This is a genomic window from Nonomuraea sp. NPDC049480 (genome assembly GCF_044465905.1).
In the GTDB taxonomy this organism is placed as follows: Bacteria; Actinomycetota; Actinomycetes; order Streptosporangiales; family Streptosporangiaceae; genus Nonomuraea.
The window spans coordinates 1-12,474 of the sequence record NZ_JBITMD010000036.1; the positions used below are offsets into that span (position 1 = coordinate 1).

Below are 12,474 nucleotides of genomic sequence, written 5' to 3' on the forward strand. Positions count from 1 at the left end.
GCACATCCCCCGGGCACTACTCCCTGACGCCAAATACGCCACCAACTGACCGAACGCCCGAATTGACAGCCGACCCCGCCACTTAACTACGTGGCTTTGTCGCAAGGCCCGGTGGTATTGAAGTACTTCGCTGAAGGTGTTCGCATGGTCACAACCTGCCATCTCCGTGCTTTATGCGCCTGGGCCAGGCTCTCTCGGGCATCGACGATTCGTTCATGAAGCCTGGCGTTCCTCGCAGACGAACCAGACGATCTTGCCGTCCGGCGCCGGATCGACGCCCCAACGCGCGGAGTAGGCCGCGACGATTGCCAGTCCGCGTCCGTGCTCCTCGTTCGGTCCCGCCGGCAGCGGAGTCGGCCAGACGGGGCTGTGGTCGGCCACCTCGCCCCGGACGCTTCGGCCCTGCCGGTGCAGGGAGAGGGTCATCGCGGACTTCGCGTGCACGACCGCGTTGGTCACGACCTCCGATACCACCACGGTCAGGTCGTCGGCCAGAGCGGACAGGCCCCACGCGGTGAGGGCTTCGCGCACGAGCCGACGCGCTGCGGTCACCGTTTCGGGTACGGCGAGCAGGTCCCAGCATGCCTCCCTGCCGTCTGCCCGATCCTCTGGGTGCGCTCCGCTCACTGCCCTGGTCGTATGCGCGATCCGGGCAAACGGCGAACGCCGTCAGGAAAGACTTGCCAGCAACTCGGACACGCGGATCGTCGCGCCGTGGTCTGGGCCGTAGAGCCTGGTGAGGTCATTCCGCAAGTCCGTGAGGGTGACGCGAGCCTTGTCCACATCGCCGACGCCGACTTCCAGCTCCCCTATCTGGCGACGCAACTCCAAGAGCCGCGCGTCGTCCTCGGGGAAGCGGCTCATCTCATCCGCCAGCAGTTCGTGCATGATGTGGAGCGCGAGCTCGGGATCGCCCGCGTGGACGTGACAGGTCGCTTCCTGCAGCCTGCATTGGGAAATCTGCTCGTGGTCAGGCACCGGCTCAAGGAGCAGGTCGTCCGCGATCTGCCGGAACTCGCGTGCGGCCTGCCGATGGTCCTGGCTTGCGAACAGGACATCCGCGAGCTGTCCGCGCAGGCCGATCACGTCCGGGTCGGCCGCGCCGAGGTTGCGGCTTGCCGGGACGGCGACTTCGGCGAGTACGCCTGCCGCATCGCCATAGCGCGACTCTCTGACCAGCGACATCGCCTCTCTGCGAGCACGCCCGATGTCACTGCGGCTGAAGTCGTCATCCGCCGGGGTGTTCCTCATAGCAGGAACCCCTGACCGGGCCCCGTCAGTGAGAGTGCGGCTGATCGCGTGCGCGTACATCCGGACAGGGCTCGAGCCGGGAACTGTCATGTCGCCGAGCGGTCCCGTCCCCGCGAGGAACGGCATGAGCCGATCGTGCACCTCGGCCGCCGTCGCAGGGCGGTCTTCCGGCTGCTTTTCCAGCATGGACAGAATCAGCTCGTCCAGCTCCCTCGGCACATCCGGCCGGAGCTGCCCGACCGGTGCGGGAGGTGTGTTGATGTGCTGGTCCATCACGCTGTATTCGGACGGTCCGGTGAACAGATGCCGACCGGTGAGGAGTTCGTGCAGCACGGCGCCCAGCGAGTAGATGTCGCTCCTCTCCGTGGGTTTACCGGCGCTGACCTGTTCGGGGGACATGTAGGCGGCGGTGCCGAGCTGCTGGCCGGTCCTGGTCAGCTTGGTCAGCTCGGGATCGTCCATCAGGGCCAGGCCGAAGTCCACGACCTGGATGGAACCGTCCCGGCGCAGCATGAGGTTGGGCGGCTTCAGGTCTCGGTGCAGGATGCCGAGCTCGTGTGCCGCCGCCAGCACGGCCGCCACCTGGGCGCCGATGGACGCGACCCATCCCAGCGGGAGAGGCCCGTGCTCGGCGACGACGTCGTCGACTCCCGTGCCCTCGACGAACTGCATCACCATGAGCAGGCGGCTCCCGAGGGCCGGGTCCTGGTAGCTGCCGAAGTCGTGCAGCACGGGCGCGCCCGGGTGGGCGAGCCTCGACATGATCTTCGCCTCGTGGGTGAACCGGGCCTCAAGCTCGGGATCGGGCACCCCATCGGGAAACCGAATGAACTTGATCGCCACCCGTCGCCCGAGCTTCTCGTCTTGGGCGCCCCAGACCACGCCCATTCCACCCCTTCCGAGATGGACGGGATCAAGCCGGTAGCGATCAAGAACGAGAGTCACCCATGCCTCCAGAAGGGATCACTCGGGATACAGGCTTCCGTGGAAAAGGCCGTCGATACCGGCCGCCACAAGATTATCGCTGATCTCGCGAAGCGCACGGGTGGCGTCCTCGTAGGCCAGCAGTTGGCGGAAGGCGTCTCCGTACCGGCGTTGCTCGTCGATGGCCAGCCTGGGCAGCTGCGCGCGGCGAGGATCGAGCCGCACCGACGTACCGGGCCGGGCTCTTGAGCCGCTGGCGGCGCGCAGGCAACCGGCCAGGAAGTGAGGGTCCAGCCGGTCGGGGTCGGCGCGGATGAGCAGGAGCTGAGGGCCGAGGACCGCCCCAGATTCCGTCATGACCCGGGGAAACCAGCCGCTGCCCGTGACGATCGGAGAGACGACGTCATCGCGCTCCACCCGTGGGAGCCCGGGGGCGTCGGCGCTGTGACCCGTGGGCGCCCGCCCCAGTAGGAGGTCCTTGGTGGTGAGGACGGGAAGCTCGCCCTCGCCGGGGAGTTTGAGCGGGCCTTGAAGGATGGTCACGACCCCGGCGCGGGCAAGCTCTCCGATGCTGGACATCGCCCGATCGTGTCCTTGGGCGGGCGAGAGGCGAGGCAGGGTGGCGGCCAGCGACTTGGCCAAGGCCGCCGCCTTCTCCCGCAGGGCGGAGAAGCTCGACGGGTCAGGTTGCCCGAGGATCGATATCCGCCGGCTGGTCGTCAGGTCGACATCTTCGTCCAGGAGGTCGATGATCCTCACGACGTCGCTGCCTTCAGGAAGGTCCCTGGATTCGCGGAACGCCTGCCAGGCGGTCTCGGCGAGAGCCAGGTTCTCTCCGGCGTTCACCATCAGGACCTCGGACGGCGGTTGAACGCCGGCTTCAGGCCTGCGCAGGACCCACAGATCAGGGGCCCCGCTGGAAGCGGGGGCGGCACCGGCCGAGAGCGTGATGATCGCCCGGAGCGCTCCGGCGCGCAGCAGATTCCCCCGGACCCGGCGACCTGTCCGGCGGCTCGCGGCGACACCCGGCATCATGATGACCACCGTGCCGCCGGGCCGCACATGTGCCAGACAGTGCTGCACCCACGCGAGTTCCGACTCCCCACGGGGTGGCAGGCCGTACTCCCAGCGGGGATCGCTGGTCAGCTCCTCGTAGCCCCAGCTGCGCTCGTTGAAGGGTGGGTTGCAGATCACCACCTCCGCCTGCTCCCCGGCGAAGGCGTCAGCGCGCAGCGAGTCACCCGTTTCGACGCGCGAATCGTAATCGTGGAGCCGTAGGCGGATGGCGGCCAGCCGGGCCGCGCTCTCGCTCAGATCCTGGCCAAGCGTGCGTGATCCGGAGGATTCCAGGAGCAGCGTTCCCATCCCGCATGACGGGTCGAGCACAACGAGTCCTGAGGTTTCGCCGATGCGCGCCATGAGCTTGGCCACGTCCCGGGGGGTGGCGAGCAGCCGGCGGGAGTGAAGCTCCGCGTAGCGATCAAGGATGCCGTCGAACACATCGACCGGATTCTCGGCCCGGCCCACGTCGACGATCGCCGCGACGAGCTCCGCATCGATGTCGAGGCCGTCCGGAGTTGTCTTCCGCAAACGCTTGAAAAGAGCCCTTCCATCGAGTCCGGGCTCCTGCCGCAGGTGAAGGAGCACGGTCCCGGCGAATCCCACGGCCTCGCCGAGCCGCAGGTCATCGGTGGCCGATCGGAGCCTCTGCCAGAGCCGCTCGACAGGCGCCACTTCCACGTAGCGGTTGTGCCGGCGAAGCCACCTCTCGATCTCGACGAGGGAGAAGGCCGGACTCGTCGCGGTTCCGCCCACAGGCTGAGGAAAATCGTCGAACCGCTTGCGCCAGTTGCTGACCGCGGCCCGGCCGACGTCGGCAAGCCGGGCGATGTCCGCCGCGTTCACCGTGACGTCGTCGTGCATCTATCGCCCTTCCTCAGGCAACCAAAGATCATTTCCCGTACGGCGGAGCCGCTCGCGGTAGTCCTCATGACCGGGAAGCGCACGCTCCACGATCCGCCAGAACTCGGCGCTGTGATCGGCGCGATGGAGATGCGCCAGCTCGTGCACGAGCACGTAGTCGATCAGAGTCGGCGGGAGCTGCATCGTCGCCCAGTGGATGTTCACCTGGCCGTCACGGGAGCACGAGCCCCAGCGATAGCCGAGCGGGCGCACACGCAGCCCGCCCAGCTCGACTCCGATCCGCGTCACCCACGGCTGAACCCTCCTTGTGAGCCAGGGCTGGCCGACGCGGCGGTACCAGTCGACCAGCTCCTTCGGGCCACCGCCTCGGGCCAGCTCCAGCCGCCCGCGAATCAGGCGTACGTCACCGGAGTCGACGATGCGCAGCCGGTACGAGCGACCGAGATAGAGGAAGCCTTCACCGGAGACGAACTCCTTGTCCGGTGACGCCTCGCCGAGATCCCGCTTCTCGGCGACCTTGCCGTAGAGCCACGAGCGTTTGGCCTCGACCACCTTGGTCAGCTCGATCCGGGAAAACTGCGAGGGGACGACCGCGGTGATGGAGGCGTCCCGTTCCACCGTGAGCCGCACGCTCTTGCGGCGCTCACTGACCGAGACGGCGACCTCAAGGTCACCGACCCGCAGGACTCCAGGAAAATCACTCACGGTCACCAGCATGCCACCCTCATGCCCTCGGGATGTCCGCCCGGTTCTGCTGAACCACGTCACGCGCCTTGTCGGCGACCTGATCGAGCCGATGGAAATCCCCCAGATCGTGGGTGACCAGAATCTCGAGAATCTCCTTCCGGAAGTCCTCCACGTCCTGCCTCTTCTTCCAGAAGTCCCGCAGGTGGATGGTCCGCGTCGCCTTGAGGTAGATCTCCCGGCTGGCCTCGACGTACCGCGGGTCGTCGACGGCCTCGGCGGAGGTGGCCAGCTCGGTCAGCAGCAGGCCGAACAGAGCGTTCTCAACGGGGCTGAGATTGTGCGGGTTGTCCCGCCGATCCTCCACGATGTCCTCCATCAGATCCTTGAACGCGAGCAACTGCTGGTCCCATTCGTCCTTGAGCTCGGTCAGGATCTGCACCAGGCGCTCGCTGAGACGCTGGTAGCGGGCCGGGTCCTGGCCGCGGTGCACCTCGATGTGGTGCCTGATGGCGTTCTCCATCTCCGACGCCTTGGCCCGCGAACCGCCGGTCATCTCCTCGACCTTCGCCGCGAAGTTGGCCGCAGTCAGCGCGATCGGCGGGAGCTGCTGCTCGATGCCCAGCGAGGTCACGTGCTCGTCGATCAACAGCTTGATCTTCTTGCCGTACGCGCCCGGATCGAACTCGCCGCCGTCCACGCGGTAGCGCCGGTTGGCGGTCAGCTTGATGACCATGAACCGCTTGAGATCCGGCAGGTACGGCTTCGCGGCCGGATCCGGCAGCACCGTGTTGACCGTACGGGCGAAGATGGCCAGCTCGGCGTTGAACCTGTCGCGCCGCTGCGGATCGGCAAGGTCCAGAACGCAACCGTCCACGTCCACGGGATCGCGGAACATCATCCGGAGCCGCTGCAGCTGCGGCTCCAGCTTGGCGATCTCGACCCGCATCTCGCGTAACGCGTCCGCGACGTCCCTGCTTTCCCCCGAGTCGAAACTTTCGCCGGCGTAGATGCGCAGCGCGTCCACGAGGTTCTGCGCCACCCCGCGGTAGTCGACCACATAGCCGTACGGTTTGCCGTCCGCGGTCCGGTTGACCCTGGCCACCGCCTGGAGCAGGTCGTGCATCTCCATCTTGCGGTCCAGGTACATCACCTGCTCGATCGGCGCGTCGAAGCCGGTCAGCAGCATCGACTTGACGATCACGAAGGCGATGTCGTTCTCCCCGAAGGGGCGGGTGAAGCCGTCGACCCTCGCCTTCTGCTTGGCCTCGTCGGTCCACTCGTCGAACCGGCTCTCGTCCTTCGCGTTCCCCTCGGAGATGACCGGCACGAAGTCGATCCGCTTGAGCAGGTCGAGCTGCCGGTAGGCCCGTACGAGCTGCGCCTGACGCGGCTTCAGCTCGTCCGGGTCGCGGTCCAGCAGTTTCGGTGGCAGCTTCATGACGTCCCTGACCAGTTCGTCGCGGGCGTCGAGTAACGCATCCCGGTAGCGCAGCGTGGTCTCCCGGTCGTGCGCGACCACCTGGGCCTTGAAGCCCTCGGGCAGCACCTTGTCCACGTAGTGGCGCAGCATGTGCTTGGCCTTCACATCGACGAGCTTCTGAGCCGTCGAGACCGTGCCCTTGGTGGCCCAGCGCTGCTGGAGCTGCCGTCGCTCCTCGTCGGTCAGGTCCTCGAATTCCTCCTCGAAGAGCTCGTCCATGTCCTGGCCGTCACGGAGCGCCCCCTTGACCTTGAAGCCCTCGTACAGGATCGGCACGACTACGCCGTCCTCTTCGGCTTCACGGAGGCGGTAGGTGTCGATGAACGAGCCGAAGAGGTCCACGCTGGTCTTGCGCCGGCCCTTCTTCGTCATGATCGGCGTGCCGGTGAAGCCGATCCGGGCGGCGTTGGGCAGTGCATCGCGGAGGTTCGCGCCGAGGGAGGCGGTGTGCGAGCGGTGCACCTCGTCGATCAGCACCACGATGGAGTCGTCGGTGTTGACCTCGCCCATGTCCATACGATCTTTGGGCGAGCCGTCCTGGTTCTTCTGGATCATCACGAAGACGACGCCGGGGCCGCTCCGGCCGAGGTAGGTCCTGGCGCGGGCGCTGCTCTTGGCGATGTCCACCTTTTCGCCGCTCAGCTGCATGGTCTCCTGGAGCTGGTCCTGGAGCTGGGTGCGGTCGGTGACGGCCACGACCTTGTAGTGCGCGAGTTCCGCGATCGACCGCAGCCGGCGGACCAGGAAGGTCATGGTGAGGCTCTTGCCCGAGCCCTGGGTGTGCCAGATGATTCCGCCGCGCTGACCCGGCTTGCCCGTCAGCAGCCTGTGGACAGTCCGCTCCACCGCCCGGAACTGCTGGTAGCGGGGTGCCACCTTGACCGTCGTGCCGGTGTCGATGGTCATGAAGGTGACGAAGTTGTGGACGATGTTGAGCAGATTGACCGGGTCGAGCACGCCTGCGGCGAGGATCTCCTGCTTGCTGAGCTGCTCCTCGGTCTTGTTCCGCCGGGTGGCCAGCTCCGTCATGGTCAGGGGGTACGGGTCGCGCCAGGGGACGTAGTGCTCGTGGGCGGCGGTGATGGTGCCGAGCCTGGCGTCCTCGCCGCTGGTCGCGACCGTCAGCTGCACGGAGTGGAAGAGTTTCGGGGTGCCGGTGGCGCTGTGGAGGTAGCGGCGGATCTGGTCCACTGCCACGCCGAGGTTGCTCTGGGTGGGCTTCTTGCACTCGACGACGACGAGGGGGATGCCGTTCACGAACAGGACGAGGTCGGGGACGATCGACTTGCTGCCGCCGGTGCCGGGGACGTCCACGCGGAACTGGTTGACCACGGTGAAGTCGTTGTTCGCCGGGGTCTTCCAGTCGATGAAGTGGACCGTCCTGTCCCTACCGCCGTCGGGCCCGTCCACGGCGACGCCCTTGATCAGGAGATCGGTGACGTGCTTGTTGGCTTCCAGGAGGCTGGCGGCGGGGACTCGGGTCAGGGCGTTGTAGGCCTGGCTGACCCTGGTGTCGTCCAGCCAGGGGTTGCCCTGGCCGTCGAGGTTGATGCGGGCGAGGGCGTCCCGTACCTGGTCTTCAAGGATCACTTCGTCGAAGGTGGTGCGCAGGGATGCCTTCGCGATGCGGGGCAGGACCGCGCCTTCTTCGGCCCCGGCCGCGTGCTTCCAACCCATGCTTTTGAGCTGCTCGATCAGGTGACGCTCCACCAGCGTGTATTCGTAGTCGGTCACCTTCCGACTCCCCTCCGTAAACACCTGAACATTGTCACCCCCGAGCAAATCGTCGTCTGGCCGGTGCGAGCAGTGCTGGCCCCGGTCAAGGCGAAAGACCTTCCAGTACGGCTTCTGCCTCCGAAACCCGAACCCGCCCCGTCAGCAGGTCTTCCATGAGGCCCGCTTTGAGCATTTGAAGGCGAGATGCCTCCTGCCGTAGTTGATCTATCGTTCGCTCGCTTTCTGTGAGCACGTCATTTATTTTCCGCTGGATGGACAGATCTGTTGGTAGTTCAATGAGCGTTCGTCGCAAATTGGTAGGATTGATATTGACCTGATGCACCCCCGGTGTTGCGTAACGTCTGATTCGTTGTTGAATTGCAGGCTGATTCAGCCAGCGCACTAGATATTCGGGGTGCAGGCGATCAAGGTTCGGATTCAGGCGTACCAGATAGGAAGCGAATGTTGTTGGCCGCGAAATTTCGTTACGCCAAATTGAGGTGCGTCCGACATGGTCTATACTATTCGTTCGATTGAAGAGCACGTCTCGATCGCGGAGGATCAAGTGGCCTGGAACGGAAGCCGGCGAGTACTTCACCTCATGAAGGCGAATGCGTCCGCCTGACAGATTGTTCATCCTCAAGGTTGGGGTGCCTGTCTCATCACCCTCCAGTGCGGTTGAGATTCCGTAATCAGCAGACGGGACTACCTCAGCTAGCGGAATCAGTTCCCACTCATCTCCAAGCAGAAGCGGGTCGCTGCTTACTGGAATCAAGTCATGAGCGAGTCCGAGTCTGATGGTTACGGTTTTTCTAATTCTACTTTCGGTGAAGGTGATCTGCGAATCGAGAGCGTCAAGGATCTTTGTGATCCACCGCTGCTCATTCGCTGGCGGAATTAGTAGGCAAACTTTTGCTATACTCGTGCCAGATATCTTGGCCATACTCTCGGAAGTACCCTGCGAAATTGCCTGTATTTGGCGACGAACCGTTGCACTCCTAAGGAGAACTTCAAAGAAGTCTGGAGTGACTGAGTGGGCAGGGACTAGCCGCATCATGAGGTCAGGATAAATGCATGGGTTCCCTATATCTCGATAGCGGCCAACAAGACCAACAAGATTCCTTGTGTTCGCACGGGTGATCAGTAGATCTCCGTCATGGAGAAGGGCTTGTAGATTACGGCGATCCCTAGAAGGAACATTTTTAAGCTGGGTAGGAGAGAATCCAGTAGAGCTAATACAGGCCAGTCCCAAAGCGAGTGTTCCGGTCCAGGACGCGACCTCTTTTGGGGAGTATCCATTACGAGGCTTCTCGCGCAACTGGTCACCCAAGGTGCTTTCAATCCACGTCTCAGGCATAGCCAAGCTCCCTAAGGTAGTTCTTCATGCGAACAGCAGCCGCTTCGCGCTGGGTTTCGAGATCATGTAGCGTGATCGCATATTTGTCGGCCCAGACGTGGAACGCCGACTCGGCCAACCGGCGGGCAGCAGTCGTACGGGACTCCAACCGGGACGAGAGCTGGGACCGGAGGACATCGATCACTAGGTCGCGCCGCGAGCCATTGTCGAGAGCAGCGATGGCCATTCGGAGCCGGGGCAGGAAGTGGTCCTCCAGCTTTCCGACCTTCTTGCGGGCGGCGGCCGTACGCGCCTTGAGATTCTTGAGTGCGGTCTCGGAGAGCTGCTCCTCTGCAGGTTCGTCCTCGTCGTCCTCGGACGGTTTGGCCGTAGCCGCCTTCAGCTGAGCGTTCAGCTCGGCGTACTCTGCCTCGGCCTCCTCCAACTCCATGAGGTAGTCCGGGATGAGGGCAGGAACAACCCGATGGTCGCGTGCCTTGCGCTTCTCCGCAGCGACCTTCTGTTTGTCCCAATACTCGACTTCTTCCTCGTCCAGCTCGAACGCCGACTCGATCGTTGTCAGCCAGCCCTCGACCACACCCTCGAACCCGTTGAGCCCTAGAGTCTTGATGTCGTACTGCGCCTCGCCCCACCAGGCGGCCACGATGCCGGCCAGTTCGAACCGATCGAGCACCTTCAGCGGCAGCAGCTCAGTGACGAAGGAGTCGAGCAGTTCGGCCCGAGTCTCCATGACCTTGTGCGTGTCGGGCAACTCGATCAGCCGCTTGCTGTGCCGTATCCACCACTCGGAGAACGCCTTGCGCAGCCGGGCCTCGGTGGGCTCGGCCAAGGAGGGAAGGCGTTCGGCCGTTGCCTTCCATCCCTCGGGCAGGAAGTCGTAGTAGTCGGCATCGCGCTCAACGAAGAGCGCGGCCGGGTCGATGCCGAACGCTTCGAACAGTCCGGCCTTGGCCGCCGCCTCGGCCTTTGGGACGCCGCCGTGCAGGTGGGCGCGCACGTCCTGGGGCTCGGGCGGCGGGGTGTTGTCGACGTACCGCCGGATGTTGAGGTTGAAGTCGTTCTCCCGCAGTTCCTTGATGTCCACGACGCGGGCGAAACCGGGGATGTCCCGGTACTCCTCGTACGCGGCGACGATCTTCTCGGCGTGCTGCGGGTCGAGGTAGTTCTGCGCGCGGCCGGGGGTGAACTCGCGGTCGGCGTTGATGAAGAGCACCTTGTTGCGCCGATCGGCGGGCCGCGGGTCGGTGCCGCGCAGGACGAGGATGCAGGCCGGGATTCCGGTGCCGTAGAAGAGGTTGGGCGCCAGGCCGATCACCGCCTCCAGGCGGTCGTCCTTGATGATTCCCTCCCGGATGTCCTTCTCCTTGCCGCCGCGGAAGAGCACGCCGTGCGGCATGACCGTCGCGCCGATGCCATCAGGAGTGAGGACGGCGAGCACATGCTGGGCGAACATGAGGTCCGCCTTCTTGCCGCTCTCCGGCGCGTACCCGTACTTGAAGCGCTCCGTCTGCTTCATGTCGGCGGCCGAGTAGTTCAGAGAGAAGGGCGGATTGGTGAGAACCCGGTCGAAGCGGGCAAGCTCGCCGCCTTCGAAGTGCCTGGGGTCGGCGAGGGTGTCCTCGTTCTCCAGGTCGGCGTTGAGCACGCCATGGAGGATCATGTTCATCTTCGACACGGCCCAGGTGGTGCCCGCCGCCTCCTGCCCCGCCAGGGTCAAGTCGCGTGAGTCCAGGCCGTGCTCGTCGATGTACTCCTTGGCGTGGATGAGCATGCCGCCCGAGCCGGCGCAAGGGTCGTAGACGCGCATGCCGGGCCTCGGCTTGACCAGGCTGACCATCATCCGCACCACGCCGCGCGGAGTGTAGAACTCCCCGCCCTTCTTGCCGGCCGAGTCGGCGAACTGCCCGATCAGGTACTCGTACGCCGCGCCGAGCAGGTCGGGGAACTCGAAGTCCTCGTTGCGCAACCGCACCCGATGGAAGTGGTCGATGAGTTGCTGCAGCCGCTTGTCGGAGATGGTCGACTGGCCGACCTTGCGCATGAAGTCGATGTGCTCCAGCACGCCCTCCAGGGCGGTGGAGTTGTAGTTGGCCAGCCCTTCCAGCGCCTTGTTGAGCAGGTTGCCGGCGTTCTTCTCCCGGGAGTGGTCCTTGATGTACGACCAGCGTGACTCTTGGGGCACGAAGAAGCTCTCGCCCCGGTAGAACGCAGGGGAGCCAGCCATCCGCTCGGCTTCCTCCTGGCTCTTGCCCTGGGAGAGCCACTTCTTGATGAGCTCGGCCCGCACCACGTCGAACTGGTCGGAAGCGCGCTTCAGGAACAGCATCCCGAAGATGTATTCCTTGAACTCCGAGGCGTCCATCTTGCCCCGGAGGATGTCGGCCGCTCCGAACAGGTGCCGCTCAAGCTGCGGCAACGTCAGCTTCGCCACGAGGTGGCCCATCTCCTTCAGTCAGTGGGATATCCGGCTCAGTCTTGCAGGCATCTCATCAACGCGGCACGCGCTTCTCTAGTGTCGACCCGGCCACCGTTGACGCCACTCTAGCGCTAAGACGTTGGTGTGTACACACCCTAGAGTTTGATTGCATACAGAGTTCACAGCAACTAGTCTTCTCATTGCCATGTAGTCGAGGTGAGTGGGGGCGGCGGTGCGATCCCTGCGTGACGGGCGTGCGATTCACTTACTGGACATCGAGAACCTGACCGCGTCACCCCTGCCGACCATGGCGGAGGTCGAGCAGACCATGAGCGAATACCGGCAGCGGGTGCCGGTCGGCCCTCTGGACCAGTTCGTCGTTGGAGTTAATCCCCGCTCGCTTGTCGAGGTCGGTCGCGGGCTCCGTGGGGCCCAGATCCTGATCCGCTCAGGCCCAGACGGGGCAGACAGCGTGCTGACGGAGATGGCCATCGGCGACCGCATCGACCTGCGCTTCGAACGGGTCGTCATCGGCTCGGGAGACGGCTACTTTGCTGGCCTCGTCGCCTGGCTCACCGCCGCCGGCGTCCGCGTCACCGTCGTGACGCGCCATGGTGTGCTGAGCTGGCGCCTGTACGTGGCCACCAGCGACATCACTTACCTTGATACGGCGCTGGCAGCTTGATCGTCCGCGTCTCGATCTCTGCCTTTGACGCCTGG

General features: G+C 64.8%; 8 protein-coding genes. 1 reads left to right on the forward strand and 7 read right to left on the reverse strand.

Annotated features, from left to right (window positions below; translation table 11 throughout):
• Positions 1–213 precede the first annotated feature (213 nt).
• The 7 genes from ACIBX3_RS53935 to ACIBX3_RS53965 all read right to left on the reverse strand — a co-directional run bounded on the left by ACIBX3_RS53935 (position 214) and on the right by ACIBX3_RS53965 (position 11,781).
• Positions 214–627 carry an ATP-binding protein gene (locus tag ACIBX3_RS53935; protein ID WP_397128587.1) on the reverse strand — a complete coding sequence of 138 codons (414 nt, stop codon included), beginning with the start codon at positions 625–627 and terminating at the stop codon, positions 214–216.
• A gap of 42 nt (positions 628–669) precedes the next feature.
• Positions 670–2,196 carry a protein kinase gene (locus tag ACIBX3_RS53940; protein WP_397128588.1) on the reverse strand — a complete coding sequence of 509 codons (1,527 nt, stop codon included), beginning with the start codon at positions 2,194–2,196 and terminating at the stop codon, positions 670–672.
• Positions 2,197–2,214: 18 nt separating this feature from the next.
• Positions 2,215–4,098, reverse strand: a complete 1,884-nt coding sequence (locus ACIBX3_RS53945) for a class I SAM-dependent DNA methyltransferase (RefSeq protein ID WP_397128589.1) — start codon at positions 4,096–4,098, stop codon at positions 2,215–2,217.
• Entirely contained in the window at positions 4,099–4,803 is a 705-nt protein-coding gene (locus ACIBX3_RS53950; protein WP_397128590.1) for a M48 family metallopeptidase, read from the reverse strand.
• Positions 4,804–4,822: 19 nt separating this feature from the next.
• Positions 4,823–7,999: a type I restriction endonuclease subunit R gene (locus ACIBX3_RS53955; RefSeq protein ID WP_397128591.1), complete on the reverse strand. Its 3,177-nt coding sequence runs from the start codon at positions 7,997–7,999 to the stop codon at positions 4,823–4,825.
• Positions 8,000–8,084: 85 nt separating this feature from the next.
• Complete coding sequence (locus tag ACIBX3_RS53960; protein ID WP_397128592.1) at positions 8,085–9,338, reverse strand: restriction endonuclease subunit S; 1,254 nt, start codon at positions 9,336–9,338, stop codon at positions 8,085–8,087.
• Positions 9,331–11,781, reverse strand: coding sequence for an N-6 DNA methylase (locus ACIBX3_RS53965; protein WP_397128593.1), 2,451 nt, complete (start codon positions 11,779–11,781; stop codon positions 9,331–9,333). Before ACIBX3_RS53965 ends, ACIBX3_RS53960 begins: the two co-directional genes overlap by 8 nt.
• A gap of 205 nt (positions 11,782–11,986) precedes the next feature.
• On the opposite strand from ACIBX3_RS53965, the gene ACIBX3_RS53970 reads away from it, so the two are divergent.
• Entirely contained in the window at positions 11,987–12,439 is a 453-nt protein-coding gene (locus tag ACIBX3_RS53970; protein WP_397128594.1) for a hypothetical protein, read from the forward strand.
• The last annotated feature ends 35 nt before the right edge of the window (positions 12,440–12,474 follow it).